At 67.8% G+C, this 20,926-nt stretch carries 23 protein-coding genes; 7 read left to right on the top strand and 16 right to left on the bottom strand.

Annotated elements, in window-relative coordinates; all coding sequences use genetic code 11:
* Positions 1-24 precede the first annotated feature (24 nt).
* Together BM360_RS03390 and BM360_RS03385 are read left to right on the top strand one after the other, a co-directional pair.
* Entirely contained in the window at positions 25-402 is a 378-nt protein-coding gene (locus BM360_RS03390; protein ID WP_093310730.1) for a histidine triad nucleotide-binding protein, read from the top strand.
* A 137-nt stretch (positions 403-539) separates the two neighbouring features.
* Entirely contained in the window at positions 540-2,081 is a 1,542-nt protein-coding gene (locus BM360_RS03385) for an amino acid permease (protein ID WP_093310727.1), read from the top strand.
* A gap of 159 nt (positions 2,082-2,240) precedes the next feature.
* Here the strand turns inward: BM360_RS03385 and BM360_RS03380 are convergent, their stop codons facing one another.
* Complete coding sequence (locus BM360_RS03380) at positions 2,241-3,236, bottom strand: adenosine kinase (protein ID WP_093313688.1); 996 nt, start codon at positions 3,234-3,236, stop codon at positions 2,241-2,243.
* A 74-nt stretch (positions 3,237-3,310) separates the two neighbouring features.
* Here BM360_RS03380 and BM360_RS03375 point away from each other — a divergent pair, with 74 nt between their 5' ends.
* Both BM360_RS03375 and BM360_RS03370 read left to right on the top strand, forming a co-directional pair.
* Positions 3,311-4,003: an EI24 domain-containing protein gene (locus BM360_RS03375; RefSeq protein WP_093313686.1), complete on the top strand. Its 693-nt coding sequence runs from the start codon at positions 3,311-3,313 to the stop codon at positions 4,001-4,003.
* Positions 4,000-4,371 carry a hypothetical protein gene (locus BM360_RS03370; protein WP_093310725.1) on the top strand — a complete coding sequence of 124 codons (372 nt, stop codon included), beginning with the start codon at positions 4,000-4,002 and terminating at the stop codon, positions 4,369-4,371. Before BM360_RS03375 ends, BM360_RS03370 begins: the two co-directional genes overlap by 4 nt.
* Positions 4,372-4,376: 5 nt before the next feature.
* On the opposite strand, the gene queG is transcribed toward BM360_RS03370, so the two are convergent.
* Positions 4,377-5,519: a tRNA epoxyqueuosine(34) reductase QueG gene (gene queG, locus BM360_RS03365; RefSeq protein ID WP_093310722.1), complete on the bottom strand. Its 1,143-nt coding sequence runs from the start codon at positions 5,517-5,519 to the stop codon at positions 4,377-4,379.
* 93 nt (positions 5,520-5,612) lie between these two features.
* Between queG and BM360_RS03360 the strand changes: the two genes are divergently transcribed.
* From BM360_RS03360 to msrB, 3 genes are read left to right on the top strand one after another with little or no spacing between them, the layout of a single operon-like run.
* Positions 5,613-6,548 (top strand): ABC transporter ATP-binding protein, encoded by a 936-nt coding sequence (locus BM360_RS03360; RefSeq protein WP_242653298.1) that lies wholly within the window; start codon positions 5,613-5,615, stop codon positions 6,546-6,548.
* Positions 6,545-7,810 carry an ABC transporter permease gene (locus BM360_RS03355; protein ID WP_242653297.1) on the top strand — a complete coding sequence of 422 codons (1,266 nt, stop codon included), beginning with the start codon at positions 6,545-6,547 and terminating at the stop codon, positions 7,808-7,810. Before BM360_RS03360 ends, BM360_RS03355 begins: the two co-directional genes overlap by 4 nt.
* Before the next feature lie 22 nt (positions 7,811-7,832).
* Positions 7,833-8,318, top strand: coding sequence for a peptide-methionine (R)-S-oxide reductase MsrB (msrB, locus tag BM360_RS03350; RefSeq protein ID WP_093310709.1), 486 nt, complete (start codon positions 7,833-7,835; stop codon positions 8,316-8,318).
* Between the two features lie 45 nt (positions 8,319-8,363).
* Here msrB and BM360_RS03345 read toward each other — a convergent pair whose 3' ends face one another.
* From BM360_RS03345 to infB, 14 genes are all read right to left on the bottom strand, one after another.
* Positions 8,364-9,164 (bottom strand): LytR/AlgR family response regulator transcription factor, encoded by an 801-nt coding sequence (locus tag BM360_RS03345; RefSeq protein WP_093310704.1) that lies wholly within the window; start codon positions 9,162-9,164, stop codon positions 8,364-8,366.
* On the bottom strand, positions 9,161-10,264 hold the full coding sequence (locus tag BM360_RS03340; protein WP_093310701.1) for a sensor histidine kinase: 1,104 nt from the start codon (positions 10,262-10,264) through the stop codon (positions 9,161-9,163). The genes BM360_RS03345 and BM360_RS03340 overlap by 4 nt, the downstream gene beginning before the upstream one ends.
* Positions 10,265-10,332: 68 nt before the next feature.
* The gene (locus BM360_RS03335) at positions 10,333-10,593 is read right to left on the bottom strand and encodes a hypothetical protein (protein ID WP_093310699.1); all 261 of its coding nucleotides are present in this window, start codon (positions 10,591-10,593) and stop codon (positions 10,333-10,335) included.
* Positions 10,590-11,114: a hypothetical protein gene (locus BM360_RS03330; RefSeq protein ID WP_131819168.1), complete on the bottom strand. Its 525-nt coding sequence runs from the start codon at positions 11,112-11,114 to the stop codon at positions 10,590-10,592. Before BM360_RS03330 ends, BM360_RS03335 begins: the two co-directional genes overlap by 4 nt.
* Positions 11,115-11,296: 182 nt before the next feature.
* The gene (pnp, locus tag BM360_RS03325) at positions 11,297-13,657 is read right to left on the bottom strand and encodes a polyribonucleotide nucleotidyltransferase (protein WP_093310694.1); all 2,361 of its coding nucleotides are present in this window, start codon (positions 13,655-13,657) and stop codon (positions 11,297-11,299) included.
* A gap of 241 nt (positions 13,658-13,898) precedes the next feature.
* Positions 13,899-14,168 carry a 30S ribosomal protein S15 gene (gene rpsO / locus BM360_RS03320; RefSeq protein WP_093310691.1) on the bottom strand — a complete coding sequence of 90 codons (270 nt, stop codon included), beginning with the start codon at positions 14,166-14,168 and terminating at the stop codon, positions 13,899-13,901.
* Positions 14,169-14,190: 22 nt separating this feature from the next.
* Entirely contained in the window at positions 14,191-15,105 is a 915-nt protein-coding gene (truB, locus tag BM360_RS03315; RefSeq protein WP_093310687.1) for a tRNA pseudouridine(55) synthase TruB, read from the bottom strand.
* Positions 15,102-15,605, bottom strand: a complete 504-nt coding sequence (locus BM360_RS03310; RefSeq protein WP_093313684.1) for an HIT family protein — start codon at positions 15,603-15,605, stop codon at positions 15,102-15,104. The genes truB and BM360_RS03310 overlap by 4 nt, the downstream gene beginning before the upstream one ends.
* Positions 15,602-16,147 (bottom strand): GNAT family N-acetyltransferase, encoded by a 546-nt coding sequence (locus BM360_RS03305; protein ID WP_093310684.1) that lies wholly within the window; start codon positions 16,145-16,147, stop codon positions 15,602-15,604. Before BM360_RS03305 ends, BM360_RS03310 begins: the two co-directional genes overlap by 4 nt.
* Positions 16,147-16,722 carry a thymidine kinase gene (locus tag BM360_RS03300; protein ID WP_093310682.1) on the bottom strand — a complete coding sequence of 192 codons (576 nt, stop codon included), beginning with the start codon at positions 16,720-16,722 and terminating at the stop codon, positions 16,147-16,149. The genes BM360_RS03305 and BM360_RS03300 overlap by 1 nt, the downstream gene beginning before the upstream one ends.
* A 4-nt stretch (positions 16,723-16,726) precedes the next feature.
* A complete protein-coding gene (locus tag BM360_RS03295; protein WP_093310679.1) occupies positions 16,727-17,578 on the bottom strand; it encodes an alpha/beta hydrolase in 852 nt (283 codons plus the stop codon).
* Between the two features lie 45 nt (positions 17,579-17,623).
* Entirely contained in the window at positions 17,624-18,025 is a 402-nt protein-coding gene (rbfA, locus tag BM360_RS03290; protein WP_093310677.1) for a 30S ribosome-binding factor RbfA, read from the bottom strand.
* A 3-nt stretch (positions 18,026-18,028) separates the two neighbouring features.
* Positions 18,029-18,178, bottom strand: coding sequence for a hypothetical protein (locus BM360_RS19475; protein WP_165611188.1), 150 nt, complete (start codon positions 18,176-18,178; stop codon positions 18,029-18,031).
* Positions 18,179-20,890: a translation initiation factor IF-2 gene (gene infB / locus BM360_RS03285; RefSeq protein WP_093310675.1), complete on the bottom strand. Its 2,712-nt coding sequence runs from the start codon at positions 20,888-20,890 to the stop codon at positions 18,179-18,181.
* Positions 20,891-20,926 lie beyond the last annotated feature (36 nt).

The raw sequence follows: 20,926 nt of genomic DNA, 5'->3' as shown, positions 1-20,926 counted from the left end.
CGTTCTAGAACGAGGGAGAGCCTGATGCCCGTCGATGCCACTGCGCCTTACGACGACACCAACATCTTCGCCCAAATCCTGCGCGGCGAGCTGCCCTGCAAGAAGGTCTATGAGGACGAGTTCGCGCTCGCCTTCCACGACATCGCTCCGCAGGCGCCGATCCACATCCTCGTCATCCCGAAAGGCCGCTATGTCGGCTGGGACGATTTCGCCGCCAAGGCAGGCGAGGCGGAGATTGTGGGCTTCGTTCGCGCGGTCGGGCATGTCGCGCGGGAGCAGGGCTTGCCCACGCCCGGCTATCGCCTGCTCGTCAATGTCGGGCAGCACGGCCACCAGATGGTGCCGCATCTCCACGTCCACCTGTTCGGCGGCCAGCAATTCCATCACATGCTGGTGGACTGAGCCGCGGACAGCATGCGCTTGAACCAGAAGGGTTATCGCGCAACACTATTGCGTCGGGCGGAATTGGCTCTAGGCTCCGCTGATTAGAATTAGGGCGCGCGGCGGGGGGCTGCGCGCTCCGCGAGAGGGATGAGTGCATGATCTTTGGGCGCGTCAAGTCGCTGGACGCCATCCTTGCCACTGCCGAGAAGAAGGGGCTGCACCGCTCGCTCGGCGCTTTCCAGCTGACGATGCTCGGCATCGGCGCGGTGATCGGCACCGGCATCTTCGTGTTGACGAGCGAGGCCGCGCAAAAGGCCGGCCCCGCCATGATGCTGTCCTTCGTGCTGGCCGGCTTCGTCTGCGCGGTCGCCGCGCTCTGCTATTCCGAACTCGCCTCGATGGTGCCGGTCGCCGGCTCCGCCTACACCTACACCTATGCGGTGATGGGTGAGCTGCTGGCGTGGATGGTCGGCTGGGCGCTGGTGCTCGAATATGCCATCGGCGCGAGCGCGGTGGCGGTCGGCTGGTCGGGCTATCTCGTCGGCCTGCTGGATAATTCGCTCGGCATCCACATTCCCGACGCGCTGGCGAACGGGCCGAGCGCGGGCGGCATCGTCAATCTGCCGGCGATCGTGATCGCGGGTCTCGTCACCTGGCTGCTCGTGGTCGGCACGACCGAGAGCGCGCGGGTCAATGCCGCGCTGGTGGTGATCAAGGTGGCGGCGCTGACCTTGTTCGTCGCGCTGTCGATCCCCGTCATCCGGATGGACCATTTCCAGCCGCTGTTTCCGACCGGCATCGGCGGCATGGCCGGCGCCGCGGCGTCGATCTTCTTCGCCTATGTCGGCTTCGACGCGGTCTCCACCGCCGCGGAAGAGACGCGCGACCCGCAGCGCAACGTGCCGATCGGCCTGATCGGCAGCCTTGTCTTCTGCACCATCTTCTACCTGCTGGTTGCCGCGGGTGCGATCGGCGCCACCGACAATGTCGCCTTCGCGCAGCCGGTGCGCGATGCCGCGGGCACGCTGCTCGCACCCGGCACGTCGCAGCTCACCGCGCGCTGCGCCGAACTCGCCGGCATTGGTCAGGAGCCGCTGTCCTGCTCGCGTGAGGCGCTGGCCCACGTGCTGCGCGAGAATGGCTGGGTGAAGGTCGGCAATCTGATCGGTCTCGCCGCCTTCCTCGCGCTTCCGTCCGTCGTCCTGATGATGATGTTCGGTCAGATCCGCGTCTTCTTCGCCATGGCCCGCGACGGGCTGCTGCCGGCCAAGCTCGCCTCGATCCACCCGCGCTTCCGCACGCCGCACGTGATGACGATCGTCACGGGCCTCGTCGTCATGCTCGCGGCGGCCTTCCTGCCGGTTGGTCGCCTGGCGGATGTGTCCAACGGCGGCACCCTGTTTGCCTTCGCGATGGTGGCGGCTTCGGTCATGGTGCTCCGCCGCACCGATCCGACGCGTCATCGCCCGTTCCGCACGCCCGCCGTCTATGTCGTCGGCACGCTGGCGGTCGTCGGCTGCGTCTACCTCTATTATTCACTGCCGATGATGGCGAAGGTCTTCCCGCTCATCTGGGGCGCGGGCGGCCTGCTGATCTACTTCCTCTACAGCCGCTCGCGCAGCCATGTCGGTCGCGGCATCGTCGATGTGGTGGATGATCCGTCGATGCAGCCGGAAACGTCCCGGCCGCTGCACTGAGGTCCGGAGGGCGCTGCCGTGCGGCGCCCGTCTCGCCCGAACGGCAGGCAACAAAAAAGGACGGCGGAAACGCCGTCCTTTTTCTATGTGCCCGGTCCGGCCCTATCCTGTCGGAATAGGGCCTCTAAGTGTCAACTTCGTCAACTTAAGCCGGCGGCATCAGCCCAGCCGCTTTGCGACGAGCGCCTTCAGATCCGCCTCCGGCCGCGCACCGAAATGGCCGATCACCTCCGCCGCGGCGACCGCACCCATGGTCAGGCAATCCTCAAGGCTGCGCTCCTGCACCAACCCGGCGAGGAAGCCCGCCGAGAACAGATCGCCCGCACCCGTCGTATCGACGACCCGCTCGACCGGCTCGGCAGCACAGGTCGCCCGCTCGTCCCCGCGCACCGCGATCGCACCGTCGGCACCGCGCGTTGCGACCAGGAGCGGCACCCGCTGACGGAGGAACTCGACGCCCTCGTCGAACGTCGCGGTGCCGGCCAGCGCCAGCACCTCTTCCTCATTCGCGAACAGGATGTCGACGTCGCCCGCCTCGATCAGCGCGAGGAAGTCGCCGCGGTGGTTCAGGATGCAGAAGACCGCCGACACACCCAGGGCCACCTTGCGCCCCGCCGCCTTGGCGACGCGCACCGCCCGCCGCATCGCGGCACGCGGCTCGGCCGGATCCCACAGATAACCTTCGAGTAGCAGGATCGCGGCGGAGGCGACCTGCGCCTCGTCGAGATCCTCTGGCGGCAGGAACTGGGCTGCGCCCAGATAGGTGTTCATGGTCCGCTCGCCGCATTCGGTCACGAGGATCAGGCAGCGGGCGGTCGGCGGATCGATCGGGCCGACCGGCGTCGTGTAGGCAACGCCCTGTGCGCGAATGTCATGCGCGAACACCTCGCCCAGCTGGTCCGGCGCGACGCGGCCGACAAAGGCGCACCGCGCGCCAAGCGCCGCCGCGCCCGCCAGCGTGTTCGCCGCCGACCCACCCGAAATCTCGCGCCCGGCCGGCATGGCGGCATAGAGGCGCGATGCATCGGCGGCATCGATCAGTCGCATCGAGCCCTTGGTCATCCCCTCCGCCTCGATGAGGGCGTCGTCCACACGCGCCAGCACGTCGACGATGGCATTGCCCAGCGCCAGGATGTCGAGAGTGGGTTCGGTCACGCGGATCTCCGGAAGGTCGGCCAAGAATGCGCCCGCGCCTAGACGCGGGCGGGCAGGGTGGCAATAAGCGCGCAATGGCCCGTGCCCTGGTCCTCTCGCTCGCGCAGCTCGGCGATCCGCGCATCCTGCGCGTGCTGCTTGTCTCGTTGGCGATCACGCTGGCGCTGTTCGCGGCCGCAGGGGGCGCACTGGGCGCCGCGCTCGACGGAGCAGACCCATGCGCGTGGGTAGGCTGGCTTGGCGAGTGCCAGTTTGATGGCGTTGAAGGTAGTCTGACCGCGCTGCTCCTCAGCCTTGCCGCCTTGTGGTTCCTGTTTCCCGCGGTGGCGATCGGCGTGGTCTCGCTCTTTTCGGACCGCATCGTCGAAGTGGTAGAGATGCGCCACTATCCTGCCGCGGCGGCCACGGCGCGCTCGGTGGGCTGGGGCGAGCTGGCGGCGCTCGGGCTCGCCTCGGCGGGGCGGCTGGTGCTGCTCAACCTGCTGGCGCTGCCACTTTACCTGATCCTGCTGGTCACGGGGGTCGGCGTGCTGGTGCTCGGGCTGGTGGTGAACGGCTACGCGCTCGGCCGTGACCTGAGCGACATGGTGGCGGTGCGCCATCTCGATCCGCCCGCGCGTGCCTCGTGGCGGCAGCGGACGCGAGCGGCAAGGTTCCTGCTCGGGCTCGGTGTCGCCGCCTTGTTCCTGATCCCCTTCGTCAATCTGCTCGCGCCCGTGCTGGGTGCTGCGATGGCGACCCACTTCTTTCATCGGAGCCGTGCATGACGCCGCGTATCCTGAGCCTGTCCGCTCTGCTGCTCGTATCCGCCTGCGCCACGACGCCGCGGCCCGCCGCGCCGGTCGCGTCGACACCGGCGCCCGCTCTGCCCGCCCGTGGCCTTGAAGGCGTGCTCGGCCGGGATGCACGTGCGCTGACCGCCTTGTTCGGCGATCCGGATCAGGACGTGCGCGAGCCGGGGGCACGCAAGCTCCAGTTTGCCGGCGCCGCGTGCGTGCTCGATGCCTATCTCTATACCCCGGCCAATGGTCGTGAGGCGGTGGTGAAGTGGGTCGATGCGCGGACCCCCAAGGGCGACGACTTCGACCGGGCAAGCTGTGTCGCCGCGCTGAGCCGTCGCAGCGAGGCACGCTGAGCGCGTCAGGCGCTTGGGGGAGAGCCGTCGAGGCCCGCCGCAGCCCATTCCGCCTGAACCTCGGCGTCCGTCTCCTCGCCCGAGCGCCATGCTTCGGCGCTAAGCCGCTGCGGAGCCAACTGCCCCAACGCCCAGACCGCGGCCCCGCGGACAAGGGGCGATGCATCGTCCAGCAGGGCCGCGACCCGCCCCACCAGCGCGCCATCTCCGCTATTGCCCGCGGCGGTCAGTGCGTTCCGCACCATCCGGTCGCGGCCGATCCGTTTGATCGGCGATCCCGAAAACACCTGCCGGAACGCCGCGTCGTCAAGTTCAAGCAGGTCGGCGATTGCAGGCGCGGTCAGCTCCGCGCGGGGCAGGAAGGCGCGGTTTGCGGCGGCCCCGGCGGCAAACTTGTTCCAGGGGCAGGCGGCCAGACAATCGTCACAACCATAGACGCGGTTGCCGATGGATCGGCGATGTTCGCGCGGGATCGGTCCTTTGGCCTCGATCGTCAGATAGGAGATGCAGCGCCGCGCATCGAGCCGGAACGGCGCGGGGAAGGCATTCGTCGGACAGGCATCCAAGCAGGCCGAGCAGGAGCCACACGTCGTCCGTGCGGGCGCATCGGGCGCGAGATCGAGCGTCGTCATCAGTGCGCCGAGCAGCAGCCAGGACCCATGCTCCCGCGAAACGAGGTTGCTGTGCTTGCCCTGCCAGCCGAGCCCGGCGGCCTCCGCCAGCGGCTTCTCCATCACAGGTGCCGTATCGACGAACACCTTGAGCGCAGTGTCGGGTGCCTCCGCCACCAGCCAACGGGCGAGTGCCTTCAGCGCCTTCTTGACGATGTCATGATAGTCCTGCCCCTGCGCATACGCGGCGAAGCGGCCTATCGCGAGTTCACTTTCCAGCAGTCGCGGATCGGTGGCTGGCGCGTAGCTCATGCCCAGCATCACCACTGAGCGCACGTCCGGCCAGAGCCCGGTCGGGGATGCGCGCTCACTCTCGCGTGCTTCCATCCACAGCATCTCGCCATGTGCGCCGCTTGCCAGCCACTCCCGCAGCCGAGCGGCAGCCTGCGGCATCGCATCGGCTGGTGCGATGCCGCACGCAACGAAGCCGAGCCGCGCGGCCTCCGCCTTCAAGCGATCCGTGAGCGAATAGTTCATGCTTTGCCGTCATGCCCGCTGGCGCGGGGATCGATTTGCATTGCGCCCGGTAATGGATTCTCTGGCGCGCGGGAATGACGGATGAGGGCAGAGGTGACCCGATTGGCGATCGAAGCGCGCGGCCTCGTCAAAAGCTTCGGCGGCCGCCGCGCCGTGGATGGCATCGACATCGCCGTGCCGGAAGGTGCCATCTACGGCGTGCTCGGCCCGAACGGCGCCGGCAAGACGACCACCTTGCGCATGCTGCTCGGCATCATCGACCCTGACGAGGGGCATCGCACGCTGCTGGGCGAGGCGCAGCCGCTCCGCGCGGCACCGCGTGTCGGCTATCTGCCCGAAGAACGCGGCCTTTATCCGTCCATGCCGTGTCAGGAAGCGATCGCCTTCATGGGCGCCTTGCGTGGCCTGCCGCTGAAGGAAGGTCGCCGCCGCGCCACGACCTTGCTGGGCGAGGCAGGGCTGGGTGAGTGGGCCGGTAAGCCGATCCGCTCGCTCTCCAAGGGCATGGCGCAGACGGTCCAGCTCCTCGGCACCATCGTGCATCAGCCGCGGCTGATCGTGCTGGACGAGCCCTTTTCCGGTCTCGACGCGCTCAATCAGGGGCGGCTCGAAGGTCTGATCCGCGCTCAGGCTGAGGGCGGGGCAACGGTGCTCTTTTCCACCCATGTCATCGCCCATGCCGAGCGGCTGTGCGAGCGGATCGCGATCATCGCGGGCGGTCGGGTTCGGTTCGAGGGATCGGTGGCCGATGCACGGGGGCGGCTGCGGCCGCAGGTCCGTCTCGGCACGCGCAGTGAGGACGGACCTTGGCGCGCGGCGCTGCCCGCGGATGCGCATCGCGAGGGCGGCCTGTGGCTGTTCGAGCTGCCGGAGACCGGCATCGAGCCACTGCTGCATGCATTGATCGAGGGCCATGCGGGTATCGAGACGCTCGCCATCGAGCGACCCGGCCTGCACGATGCGTTCGTCGCCATCGCCGGGCAGGCGGCAGCGGACACGATGCGTGAGGATGAGGAGGTGCGGCCATGACGGGGCGGATGGACAGCCTGCGCGCCGCCATGGTGATCGCGCGGCGCGATTATGTGGCCAGCGTCTGGTCCCGCACCTTCCTGTTCTTCCTCATCGGACCGTTGCTGCCGCTGCTGGCCGGCGGCCTGTTCGGAGCGGTCGGCGCGAACGTCGACAAGGAGACCGGACCTCCGACGATAGCGGTGATCCTGCCGGCCGACGAGGCGAACGGGCTGGTGCGCGCGCGCGTGCTGATCGCGGAACGGCTGGGCGAGGGCGCCTTGCCGCAGCTCCGGCTGGTCAAGCCGGCGGGAGAGGGCGAGGTGCAGGCCCGCGCGTTGCTGGCGGACAATGTACGGCGGTCCTCGGCGGTGCTGTCGGGTACGCTGGAGAAGCCGGTTCTGACCGGACCGCGAGGCGTGTTGCGGGATCTGCGCGGCGAGGTGGGCCTGCTCTTGGATCGCACGCGCAGCCTGAGCCTCGCTCGTCTCTTTCCCGATGGCGACGCGGCAGCTGCGTTCGAGGAGCCCGTGACCCTGACTGAGCGGCCGGTGGATGCCGCGGCGGGCAGCGACGCGCGCGCGCGCTCGCTCGTGGCCCGCATCGGCCAGGTCGTGCTGATGTTCCTGACGCTGCTGCTCACCGGCATGATGCTGTCGAACATGGTCGAGGAGAAATCGAACAAGGTGATCGAGGTGTTGACCGCGGCGGTGCCGGTGGACGGCATCTTCTTCGGCAAGCTGGTTGCCATGCTCGGCCTGTCCTTGACCGGCATCGCGGTTTGGGGCGGCGCGGCGGCGCTGGCGCTGATCGCCTTTGCCGGTCCCGCTGTGATCCCGCCGCCGGCGGTCGGCTGGCCGATCTATCTCGCGCTCGGCCTGATCTATTTCGCTGCCACCTATCTGCTGATCGGTGCGGTGTTCCTCGGCATCGGCGCGCAGGCGAATTCGGTGCGCGAGGTGCAGACCATGTCGATGCCGTTGACCATGGCGCAACTCGGCCTCGTCGCTTTCGCCAGCGCGGCGGTGAACGATCCCGATGGGCCGCTTGCGCTTGCCGCGGCGATCCTGCCGTGGAGTTCGCCCTACGCCATGCTGGCGCGCGCTGCCGGGCAACCGACGCTCTGGCCGCATCTGCTTGCCATCCTGTGGCAGGCTGCCTGGGTCGCGCTGACGATCCGGCTGACTGCGCGCTGGTTCCGTGTCAGCGTGCTCAAGTCCGGCCCGCCGAGCCTGTTCGCGCGCCTCTTCCGGCGACGGCGGAGCGCCCCCATATCCGGCTGAACCAAGAGGTTCTGGAGTGGATATGGTGACGAGACGGGCCCTGCTGGGCGGCATTGGCGCGGGCGCGCTTGGCCTGGGCATCTGGAGCGCACGCGGTGGAGCGGCGCCGGCCGAGCGCTTCCCGGTCACACTGCCCGATGCGGAGTGGCGCAAGCGCCTGTCGCCCGCCGCTTATGCGACCCTCCGCCGCGAGGCGACCGAGCGGCCCTTCTCCAGCCCGCTGAACGGTGAGCATCGCCGCGGCACCTTCGTCTGCGCCGGCTGCATGCACCGCCTGTTCGCCAGCACGACCAAGTTCGACAGCGGCACCGGCTGGCCGAGCTTCTGGCGGCCGCTGCCGCAGGCGGTCGGCACGCGGACCGATCGGCTGATCGGCTATCCCCGTACCGAGGTGCACTGCGCGCGCTGCGGCGGGCATCTCGGCCATGTGTTCGAGGACGGGCCGAAGCCGACGGGTCTGCGCTACTGCATGAACGGCGTGGCGATGCGGTTCGTCGCCGCGGCCTGACCTTGACCGCAGGATGCCGGGCGCGAGCGGCCCGGCAGCGTCCGATCAGTGGACGAAACGCGCCACCACGTCGCGGTAGCTACGACTGACCTTCACCTGCGCGCCGGAGCCGAGAACGAGGAAACACTCCCCGTTCGTGTGCGGCTTCACCTCTTTCACCAGGTCGAGGTTGACGATGGTGGAGCGGTGGACGCGCTGGAAGCGCCGCGGATCGAGCCGCTTTTCCAGATCCTTCATCGTCTCACGCAGGATCAGCGTGTTGTCGGCGGTGTAGATGCACATGTAATCGCCGGCCGCGTCGATCCGCTCGATCGTGTCGACGTCCACGCGGAAGATCTGCCCGCGATCCTTGATGTTGATGAGTTTCTCGAAGCGGTTGGAGGAGGGCGCCTCGCTGCCGTCGCCCATCTGCTCGACAGCGTCGGGCGCGACCTCGGCCAGCACTTCCTTCAGGCGGCCGGCTTCCTCCTGGCTGCGCCGGGCGGCAAGGCGCTGACGCACGCGGTCCAGCGTGTCGGCCAGCCGATCCGTCTCGACCGGCTTCATCAGATAATCCACCGCATCCGCTTCGAAGGCGCGGATGGCGTGATCCTGATAGGCGGTGACGAAGACGAACAGCGGCGGCTCCACCTCCATCAACCCCTGGATGACGGAAAAGCCGTCAAAGCCGGGCATCTGGATGTCGAGAAAGACGAGATCGGGCTTGTGCGTCTTGATCGCCCGGATCGCCTCGCGGCCGTTCAGGCAGGTTTCGATGATCTCCACGTCGTCATGCGCCTCAAGCCGGAGCTGAAGCCCCTGGATGGCGAGCGGCTCGTCGTCGACGAGGATGGTGCGGATCGTCATGCAGCTTCCTTGGTCAATGTCGTTCGGAACGGGATCTCGATGACGACGCCGAACCCGCTTCCTGCACTGGTTTGAACATCGAAGCGATGATCCGTGCCATAGGCCTGCGCCAGCCTGTCCCGGATGTTCGCCAGACCGACGCCCGTCCCTTCCGCCGTGGAGGTGGCGCGTGCGTTGCCCTCGTTCAACCCCGGGCCGTCATCGGTGACGGTGATCTGAAGGCGGTCGCCGATCAGGCGTGCGGAGACGGCGATCCGCGCACCCTCCTCCTTGGGCGTCACGGCATATTTGATCGAGTTCTCGACCAGCGGCTGGAGCAGGAGGGAGGGCAGCAGCCCCATGGTGGCGGCAGGCTCGATCTCGAAACTGGGCCGCAACCGCTCCTCGAACCGCATCTTCTCGATCTCGAGATAGAGCTTCAGCGTCTCGACCTCCTGCGCCAGCGTCACCTCCGAGCCGAGATCGTTCACCAGCGTGTAGCGCAGGAAGGAGGAGAGGCGCGACAGCATGACGTTGGCCCGCTCGGTCTGCTTGAGCAGGACTAGAGTCGAGATGCTGTTCAGCGTGTTGAACAGGAAGTGGGGGTTCAGCTGATAGCGGAGCATGGCCAGCTGTGCGGTGGATGCCTGAGATTCCAGGCGGCTGAGCTGGTCCGACTGGCGCTCGAGCTGGAGATAGAAATTGATCGCGTAATAGAGCGCCGACCATGCGGCGAGCAGCGCGAAATCGAGCAGGATCGCGCCGAAAAACTGCACCCCTTCAGGCATCGAGCCCGGACGGTAGAAGGTGGCGTGCGCCCATGTCTCGATCGTGGAGAAGATCGCGGCGGCGAGGATCAGGATGCCGATCGAGACCGTCCAGGTGACGATCGGCCGCTGGCGGATCAGCCGGCGATAGGCGGAGGCCATCAACAACGTCAGCGAATAGCCTGTCGCCGTCGCGAGCGCAGTGGGGATGATGTAGAGCAGCCCCATCGCATTGGCGATGCCGCCCAGCGCACGCAGGGTAAAATAGCCTGTCCAGCCGACCGACTGGAGGATCCAGAAGGCGCGGTTCTTGTCGTCGAAGAACGGCTGGGAGCCGAACGGGTTGAGCGCCATCCGGAGCGTCTAGCCTGTTTCGCCGCCGGGATGAAGGCTAGTCAGGCAGCACCGATGCGAGCGGAATTCTAGCCGCGCACCGCGATGGCGATCGCCAGCACCAGATCGAAGCCGATGAGAAATCCTAGGACCACGACCGGGTCGAACCGCGCCCGCCATCCGGTCTCCCGGCCGAACCGCAGGCGTTGAACGATCGCGCTCACGATCACCGCGGCAATGATCGCGAGGAAGGTCGCGCCCGAGCCGACGCCATAGCGCTGGATGATCCACAGTGCGGCCGCGAGGTTGGCGGCTGCGAGCAGCACCGAGACTGCGATCCGCGCGTTCATGGCAGCAAGGCCGTGTTGACGCCGCGCAGCTGCAGTTCGGCGTTCATCTTCTGCAGGTAATAATCATAATGACGGTTCGTCAGCGATGCCATGTACACGCCGTGCCCGACCGCGGTGCCGGCAAAGCGGCTGAGGAACGACAGCGCGTAAGCTGCAGGGGTGGAGCCGGTTACGTTGGCTGTCACGCCCGTGACATCCACCACGCCGCTGAAGGCGCTGCGATAGGCGATGATATCCTTGTTCTGCATCAGCGCGGGGAAGGCCCAGGGGCTGTTGAACACGTCCCGCATGAGACTGAGCAGCTTGGCCGCAATCGCGATCATCTGCCGCTCGGCCAGCAACGCGCGCGCATCTTCGGCGAGTTGCCGGAGCATGGGCGGATGAAGAACGCGAAGGTAGAGCATCCGCCGCAGCAACGCAGTCACTCTGGGATCATCCGTGCCGGGCGGAGGCGATGTGTTGATGGGGATGATCTCGAAAAGGTAGGTGCGTGTCGGCTCAAGATAGAAGATCTTGCGCAATTCGGCATCCGGCACCCGCCTGAAGGGACCGGGGCCTGTCGCCGGCGGAAGTGCCATCTTGTTTTCCCACCCTCTTCGCTGGGCGTCTGAACTCCGCGTCCGCGAGAAGGCTCCCGCGTAAACGAAAGAAGGGGCCCGCATCGCTGCGAGCCCCTCCGTTCAAAAGCCCTGATCGGCGACGATCAGTCGTCGTCGCTGCGGGTCAGGAAGGCCGGTGCGAAATCGGGCTCGGGGCCGTCCTCGCTCGGCGAGCGCTCACGACGGGGACGATCGCCCCCTTCGCCGCGCGGACCGCGGTCGCCGCCATCACGGCGGGAGCCACGATCACCGCCCTCGCGGCGCGGACCACGGTCACCACCATCGCGGCGGGGGCCACGGCCCTCACCATCGCGGCGCGGACCACGATCGCCGCGCGGCTCGCGCGGTTCGCGGGCCGGACGATTGTCCTCCAGCTCGGCGCCGGTCTCCTGATCGACGACGCGCATCGACAGGCGAACCTTACCGCGCGGATCGATCTCGAGGACCTTGACCTTGACCTCCTGGCCTTCCTTCAGGACGTCGGCGACCTTCTCGACCCGCTCGTTGCGGATTTCGGAGACGTGGACGAGACCGTCCTTTCCGCCCATGAAGTTCACGAACGCGCCGAAATCGACGAGGTTGACGACCTTGCCGTTGTAGATCTTGCCGACTTCGGCCTCGGCGACGATGCCCTGGATCCAGGCCTTGGCGGCCTCGATCTTGGCGTTGTCGGCCGAGCTGATCTTGACGGTGCCGTCGTCGTCGATGTCGACCTTCGCGCCGGTCTGCGCGACGATCTCGCGGATCACCTTGCCGCCGGTGCCGATGATGTCGCGGATCTTCTCCTTGGGGACCGACATCGTCTCGATCCGCGGCGCGTGCGCCGACAGCTCGGTCCGGGTGTGGTCGAGCGCCTTGGCCATCTCGCCGAGAATGTGGGCGCGGCCCTCATTCGCCTGCGCGAGCGCGACCTTCATGATCTCCTCCGTGATCCCGGCGACCTTGATGTCCATCTGCAGGCTGGTGATGCCCTCGGACGTGCCGGCCACCTTGAAATCCATGTCGCCGAGGTGATCCTCGTCGCCGAGGATGTCGGAGATCACGGCGAAGTCCTTGCCTTCGAGGATCAGGCCCATCGCGATGCCGGACACGGGGCGCTTCAGCGGCACCCCCGCATCCATCATCGCCAGCGAACCGCCGCATACGGTCGCCATCGACGAGGAGCCATTGCTCTCGGTGATGTCGGACAGGACGCGGATGGTGTAGGGGAACTCTTCCTTCGTCGGCAGCACGGGGCGCAGCGCGCGCCAGGCGAGCTTGCCGTGGCCGACCTCACGCCGCCCCGGCGCACCGAAGCGGCCGACTTCGCCGACCGAATAGGGCGGGAAGTTATAGTGCAGCATGAAATGCTCGTAGGACAGGCCGTTCAGCCCGTCGATCATCTGCTCGGCATCCTTGGTGCCGAGCGTGGTTGACACGATCGCCTGCGTCTCGCCGCGGGTGAACAGCGCCGAGCCGTGGGTGCGCGGCAGGAAGTGGACCATCGCGTCGATCGGACGGACCGTCTTCGTATCGCGGCCGTCGATGCGGCGGCCTTCCTTCAGGATGGCGGTGCGGACGATCTCCGCCTCCACCTTCTTCCCGAGCTTGTTCGCCTTCAGGCGCGTCGCGGCGTCGGCATCCTTGAAGTGCTCGTGCAGCGCCTTCTTCGCTTCCGCGATGGCGGCGACGCGATCGGCCTTGCCGGTGTTCTTGTAAGCCTTGGTCAGCCCGTCGCCGAGCAGGCCCTTGACGGTCGCCTTGAGCTCGCTCTCGTCAAGCGAGGGCAGTTCCCACGGATCCTTGGCAGCCTTCTCCGCCAGGCCGATGATCGCGTCGATCACCTTGCGGCTCTGCTCGTGCGCGAACACGACGGCGCCGAGCATGACCTCTTCCGAAAGCTCCTTGGCTTCGGATTCGACCATCATCACCGCGTCCTGGGTGGCGGCGACGACGAGATCGAGCTCGCCTTCCTTCACCTGCTCCAGCGTCGGGTTGAGGATATATTCGCCATCCTGGTAGCCGACGCGGGCAGCGCCGATCGGACCCATGAACGGGACGCCAGAAAGCGTGAGCGCGGCGGAGGCGGCGACCATCGCGAGGATGTCGGGCTCGTTCTCGCCGTCATAGCTCAGCACCTGAGCGATAACGTTGATCTCGTTATAGAAGCCCTCGGGGAAGAGGGGGCGGATCGGGCGATCGATGAGACGGCTGGTCAGCGTCTCCTTCTCGGTCGCGCCGCGCTCGCGCTTGAAGAAGCCGCCGGGGATGCGACCCGCAGCGCTATACTTCTCCTGATAATGAACGGTGAGCGGGAAGAAGTCCTGTCCGTCCTTCACCGAACGCGCGGCAGTGACGGCGCAGAGCACCACGGTCTCGCCGAGCGTCGCGATCACCGCGCCATCGGCCTGGCGGGCAACGCGGCCCGTCTCCAGCGTCAGCGTGGCATTGCCCCACTGGACTTCCTGCTTCTTGATATCGAACATATCGTTTCCTTCACTCCGACGGGCCGGATGCCTGTCGGGGCCTCATCTCGCGGGTCGAACCGCCCGCGGCGGTGTGGGACATCTCGTCCCGTCTCCTGGTCGGCGCCTTGCCGGACTTGTTCCGACATCCAGGTCACGGCAAGGCCAAATGCCTGCGGAGGTGCCGGACGGTGGACCCCGGAACAGGTCCGGGGTGGCGGGAGTGAAAAACAAGAAGGGCGCCGCGAGGGCGCCCTTCGGGTTACTTGCGCAGACCCAGCTTCGCGATCAGCGCGGTGTAGCGCGCGCCGTCCTTTTTGCGAAGGTAATCGAGCAGGCTGCGGCGCTTGTTGACGAGCATCAGCAGGCCGCGGCGCGAATGGTTGTCCTTCGCGTGGCTCTTGAAGTGCTCGGTCAGGTTGACGATCCGCTCGGTGAGGATGGCGACCTGCACCTCGGGGGAGCCGGTGTCGCCCTCGGCGCGGGCATTGTCCTTGATCAGCGCTTCCTTGCGCTCGGCAGTGATGGTCATGTCTGTCTTTCCACGGCATCGTTCACAGGTTGAAGCCGCGCACCACACGGACCTCCGGTCCGTCCCGCTCCACCAGAGCGACCGGCACGAGGCCGTCCATCGCAAGGTTGAGCCCGGGTGTCGCGAGCGTCCCGATCAGCTTGCGCCCCTGGCGGAGCGCCCCTGCCTGATCGGGGGTGAGAGCAAGGGCCGGGATGCCGTCCAGCCCCGCCGTCAACGGCAGGAGAGAGTTTTCAAGCGAGCGCGCCGTAGCAAGCTCGGCCAACTTGTCCAGCGAAATTGCCGCGGCGAGGGTGAAAGGCCCGGCCTTCAGCCGGCGCAACATGGTCACGTGCCCGACCGTGCCGAGCGCCACCGCAATGTCGCGGGCCAGACTCCGAATGTAGGTGCCCTTCGACACATGGGCAAGGAGCGTGACAGCGGGAAGGGGTGTTTCGCGCTCCGCCGCGTCCGGCTGAAGGGTCAGCGCGTGGACCGTTACCTGCCGCGAGACCATCTCCACCGCCTCGCCGGCGCGTGCGCGATCATAGGCCCGCTCGCCATCCACCTTCAGCGCCGAATAAGCAGGCGGCACCTGCGCGATCGCGCCGGTGAAGCGCGGCAGCACTGCCTCCACCTCGGCCAGCGTCGGCATGACGGGCGAGAGCGCGACGGCGCGTCCCTCGCCATCGAGCGTATCCGTCTCCACTCCGAAGCCAATGGTGAAGGCGTAGAGCTTGTCCGCATCCAGCATCCGCCCGGCCAGCTTCGTCGCCTCGCCCAGAGCGACCGGCAGTACGCCGGAGGCGAGCGGATCGAGCGTTCCGCCGTGGCCGACCTTCGCCTTGGCATCGCCGCCTTCGCGGAGCGCCCGCTTGACTGCGCTCACCGCCTGCGTGGAGCCGAGGCCCAGCGGCTTGTCGAGGATCAGCCAGCCGTGAAGGGAGGGACCGCTCACCGCAGCGCCCCACGGATGCGGGCGGCGACGGGCTCCAGCTGATCGAGCCCCTGTGCACGATCCTTGGCGTAATTGAATGCCGCACCCGGATAACGCGGCACGACGTGCAGGTGGAAGTGCGGCACGCTCTGGCCATAGCCATTGTTCTGGATCAGCCGGAAGCCGGCAGCGCCGAGGCCGTCAATCTCCGCCCGGCCCACCCGGCGTGCCAGCTTCAGGATGCGGCGCAGATCGCGGTCGGGCAGATCGAGCAGGGTGCGCGCCTTCGCCGTCTTGGAGATGATCAGCACATGGCCAGCGCTGATCGGCGCACGATCCATGAAGGCGAGCAGGTGACGGTCCTCATAGACCTTTGCCACCGGCAGCTCGCCACGAATGATGCGGGCGAACGCATTCTGCGGATCATATTGGCCGGAAAGGGGTATGCTCGGCTCCGGATCGGCCTCAACGCCGGGTTCCAGCGGCGCCGCCGCGAGCAGAAGCAATGCGGTCAGCATCATGCGTGCGGCCACTCCCCGGCGACGATCGAGAACAAGGCGGAACTGCGCCTGTGGCCCGTCCACGTGACATAATGGTTGCGGATCACGCCTTCCGGGCGAGCGCCCAGCTTCAGCACTGCGGCCTGGCTGCGTTCGTTGCGCACATCGATGACGAACTGAACGCGCAGAAGGCCCAGTGCGAAGCCGTGATCGAGCAACAGCCGCTTGACCCGGCCATTCAGTCCGGTGCCGCGAGCGGCAGGCGCGAGATAGGTGTTGCCCAGCTCGACCGTGCGGTGCCGTGGCTCGGCGTTGATCCACGCGGTCATGCCGACCAGCTTGCCATCCTCGACTATGGCGAAGGGCTGGCGCGCCGGGTTGGCGAGCAGGGCATCGAAGGTCACGTCGAAGCAGTCCAACGCCCAGCTGTTGAGATAGATCTCCCAGATCGCCGCATCCGCCGCGCAGGCTTCACGAAGTGCGTCGCGGTGGCGTTCCGTCAGAGGCTCGAGGCGGACAGTGCCGTCCCGAAGCGGCACATGCAGGCGAGCGACATCGAGCATCAGGCGAGCGCCTCGGTGAAGTGCCGGCGGCACATGGCGACATAGCGGTCATTGCCGCCGGCCTCGACCTGCGCGCCCTCCCGCACCGGCCGTCCGCCTGCATCGAGCCGGAGGTTCATCGTCGCCTTGGCACCGCAATGGCAAACGGTCTTGAGCTCGACCAGCTTGTCCGCCAGCGCCAGTAGGGCCGCCGAACCGGGGAACAGCTCGCCCTGAAAATCGGTGCGAAGGCCGTAGGTGAGGACCGGCACGTTGAGCCGGTCACACACGGCCGCAAGACCGCGAACCTGATCGCTGCTCAGCCATTGCGCCTCGTCGACCAGCACGCAGGCGAGGGGGCGCGTGCCGAGTTCGGCAGCGATGGCAGCGAACAGGTCGGTGTCCGGCGCGAACAGGTGCGCCGGCGCGGACAGGCCGATGCGCGAGGCGATGCGCGGCTCGCCGAAACGGTCGTCCAGCGCCGCGGTCCACAGCATCGTCTCCATGCCGCGTTCGCGATAGTTGAAGTCCGACTGGAGCAGCACGGTCGATTTGCCCGCGTTCATCGCGGAATAATAGAAATAGAGCTTGGCCATAAGGTCAGCGCGGCAGCGTCGCCAGCCACTCGACGAGGCGGGTCGCGAGGGCGATCCGCATGTCCGAGAAGCTGTGGTCGGTCGGCAGTACGGGCGGTGTGGGGAGGCCGGCGGCACGCGAGATGGAGCGCGCCTGATCCGTGCCATTGCCGCGTTCCGCGTAAACCATCGCGACCGGCCGGCGTCCGATCTCGCGGATCGTGACCGGCAGGTCGAGCCGCGGACCGGTGGCGTCCAGCTCGGCCAGCAGCGCCGCCTCGCTGGTCCCCGCGAGCGGCGGCAGGTCGCCACGCAGCTCGTTGTCGATGAAGTCCTGCCGGGCGGCGGCATCCGACCGGTAGAAGCGGGCGGAGCCGGCCATATCCCACGGATCGATCAGGAAGGCGCCGAGCAAAGCCTTGTCGTCCGCGGCGGCGCGGGCGGCCATCATGCCGCCCATGCTGTGTCCGGCGACCGCCATTCGCCGCGGATCGATGCCGTAGCGCTCGGCATTGGCTCGAAGAAAGGCGATGGCGGTGCGCGCATCATCGGCTGCGCCCGCGAAGGTGAAGCGGCCGGGGCTGCCCCAGCTGCCACGATAGTGGAGCGTCAGCACGCTCCAGCCGGCACGGCGCGCGGCCTGGCCCAGATCGAGGTTCTGCTCGTTACCGGGAAAGCCGTGGAGCAACAGCAGCATCGGATGCGGACCGGCACCAGCGGCGCGATAGAGGACCGCATTCATCGCGCCGTCCTGCGCCGGGATAACGAAGGCGGCCATGGTTGCCGGATGCACCGCATCGCGCGGCGGATCTGCCGTCGCCGCGGCAGGGGGCGAGGTGGCGGCGAGCAGCAAGGCGGCGAGCGGGGCGATGGGCATGCGCGCCGTTCTGGCGGCGGACCGTAGCGGAGACAAGCGGAGGGCTTATCCCTCCGCGTCGCCTTCGAGATCGCGGGCGATGCGGGGATCCCGCAGCAGGCGATCGATATGGCCGCCTTCCTCGAAGCTCTCGTCGGCGACGAACTTCAGCCGGGCGGCATATTTGAGGTTCACCCGGCGGGCGACTTCGGACTGCAGATAGGCGGTATTGGTGCGCAGCGCCTTGAGCACCACCGCCTCGTCCTCGCCGAGCAGCGGCTTCACGAAGGCAGTGGCGTGGCGCAGGTCGGGCGACATGCGCACCTCGGTGACCGAAACGGTGTGCGAGGCGAGCGTCTCGTCATGCACATCGCCGCGCATCAGCACGTCGGACAGCGCATGGCGGACCTGCTCGCCCACGCGCAGCAGGCGGACGGACTTGCCCTCAGGGGTTTCGTTGCGGCGCATCGTCTATCTCAGCAGCAGAAGGGTAGCCGGGGCGGCAAGAGCGATCAGGACGGTGAAGGCGAGACAGCCCTCTCCGACGCAGCCCATCGCTTCGAACAGGCCGCCGAAGAAGTCACGGACGGGATGCAGCCCGCGCTCCTTCGGCTTGCCCAATTACAGCGTCCGAGCGCGTTCCTCGACCTCGAACGTCTCGAGATAGTCGCCCGCCTTGACGTCGATCGAGCCTTCCAGCGTGACACCGCATTCGAGGCCGGCGCGGACCTCGGCCACGTCGTCCTTGAAGCGACGCAGCGAGGCGATCTTGCCGTTGTAGACGATGACGTCGTCGCGGGTGAGGCGAGCGCGCAGGTCCTTCTTGATGTACCCCTCGGTGACGAGAAGACCCGCTGCGCGGCCATGCTTGCCCGCGGAGAAGACCTCGCGCACCTCGGCACGACCGACCACCGTCTCAAAATATTCGGGCCCGAGCTGGCCAGCCATCGCCGCCCTGATCTCGTCGAGCAGGTCGTAGATGACGTCATAGTATTTCAGCGCGACCTGATCGCGGGTGGCGATCTCGCGCGCCTTGGCGTTGGCGCGGACGTTGAAACCGATGATGGGCGCCTTGGAGGCGGCCGCCAGCGTCACGTCGCTCTCGGTGATGCCGCCGACGCCCGAGTGCAGGATGCGCACCTGAATGTCGGCGTTGCCGATCTTGGCGAGCGAGCCGAGGATCGCCTCGACCGAGCCCTGCGCGTCCGCCTTCACGACCACCGGATACTGGCTGGCCTGCTTGTCGCGCAGAGCCGAGAACATCGACTCGAGCGACGCGGGCGCCGCGGTGGTGCGCTTCTGCTGGATGACACCCGCACGATAGGCCGCGATCTCACGAGCGCGCGATTCCGTATCGACGACGGACAGCTGATCCGCCGCATGCGGCACGCCGGACATGCCGAGCACCTCGACCGGCATGGACGGGCCGGCTTCCTTGATCTGCTTGCCCTTGTCGTCGACCATCGCGCGGACCTTGCCGCTCTCGGCCCCGACGACGAAGATGTCGCCGACGCGCAGCGTGCCACGGTTGACGAGCACCGTCGCGACCGGGCCGCGGCCCTTGTCGAGCTGCGCCTCGACCACCGTGCCCTCGGCCTGGCGATCGGGGTTGGCGGTGAGCTCGAGCAGTTCGGCCTGGAGCTGGATCTTCTCGATCAGGTCGTCGAGCCCGGTGCGCTTCAGCGCCGAAACCTCGACCTCCTGCACGTCGCCGCCCATGCTCTCGACCTGGACGTCATATTGCAGCAGCGCCTCGCGAACGCGCTGGGCGTTGCTGCCCGGCTTGTCCATCTTGTTGATCGCCACGATCATCGGCACGCCGGCCGCCTTGGTGTGGTTGATCGCCTCGATCGTCTGCGGCCGGATGCCGTCGTCGCCCGCCACCACGATCACGACGATGTCGGTCACGTTGGCGCCGCGCGCACGCATCTCGGAGAAGGCTTCGTGGCCGGGCGTGTCGAGGAAGGTGATCTTCGACCCGTCCTTCTGCGTCACCTGGTAGGCGCCGATATGCTGGGTGATGCCGCCGGCTTCGCCCGAGACGACATCGGTGCCGCGCAGCGCATCGAGCAGGCTGGTCTTGCCGTGATCGACATGGCCCATGATCGTGACGACCGGCGGGCGCGGCTGCAGCGTCTCCGCCGCATCGACATCGTCGGTGGTGACGAGATCGACATCGCTGTCGCTGACGCGGCGGATGTTGTGGCCGAATTCCGTCACCAGCAGCTCGGCCGTGTCCTGATCGATCGTGGCGTTGATGGTCACGGGCATGCCCATCTTGAACAGCGCCTTCACCAGATCGGCACCGCGCTCGGCCATGCGGTTGGCGAGTTCACCAACGGTGATCGTCTCGGGCACCGCCACGTCGCGGACCTGCTTGGCCTGCACGCCGCCGCCGGCATGGGCGCGCTTGTCCTTCTCACGCGCACGCTTCAGCGCGGCGAGGCTGCGGGCACGGGCGCCGCCGGCATCGCCGTCGTTCAGCGCCTTGGTGACGGTGAGCTTGCCCGACTGGCGCCGGTCATCGCCCTTGCGGTCGCGCTGCGCAGGCTTGGGCGGCTCCGGACGGCGGACGGGCACGACGGGGGTGAACCGGCGCGGCGGCGGGAAGCCGTCGGTGCGGCGCGCCTCGCCGGCCGGTGCGTCGCCGGCAGCCGCGGCGGGCTCCGCCGTCGTGGCGGCAGCAGGCGCCTCGGCAGTGGCCGGTGCAGCAGCGGGCTCCGCCGCAGGCGCGGCCTTGGCTTCTTCGACCGCAGGCTGAGCCGGCTCGTTCGCCTTAGCCTCCTCGGCGCGGCGATTTTCCTCGGCACGGCGGCGCTCTTCCTCGGCCGCCTCGACCTTCAGGCGCTCCTCACGGCTGCGCGCCTCGGCCAGCGCGGTCATGCGCGCTTCCTCCGCCTCGCGCAGCAGACGCTCCTGCTGCTCGCGCCGCTCGAGCGGCGTGAGTGCGCGGGTCGGCATGGGGCGCGGTGCAGGCGCAGCCGGGCGTGCGGCCACCGGCGCAGGCGCAGGCGCGGGGCGCGCCGCTGCCGGGGCAGGCGCCGGCGTGGGAGTGGGGGCTGGCGTAGGCGCAGCCGCTGCCGCTGCCGCTGCCGGGGCCGGCGCAGGTGCGGGCGCCGCGGCGACCGGCTCGGGCGCAACGACGGGCTCGTTCGCCGGCGCGGGCGCGGGATCGCCCGGCTTGCGCAGCGTGCGTGCCTTCTTGGTTTCCACGATCACGGTGTTGGACCGGCCGTGGGAGAAGCTCTGCTTGACCTTGCCGACCTCAACGGTCCGCTTGTTCAGGCCCAGGGGCGCGCGCATACCCAGCTTCGGCTTGTCGTTATCGCTCATAAGGTCGCTTGCACACCCTTCAGTCGTGGGACGGGC

It is taken from the genome of Sphingomonas jatrophae (assembly GCF_900113315.1).
GTDB classification, from domain to species: domain Bacteria; phylum Pseudomonadota; class Alphaproteobacteria; order Sphingomonadales; family Sphingomonadaceae; genus Sphingomonas_P; species Sphingomonas_P jatrophae.
Note: the sequence above shows the minus strand (reverse complement) of the source record. Positions and strands in the feature narration are given on the sequence as shown.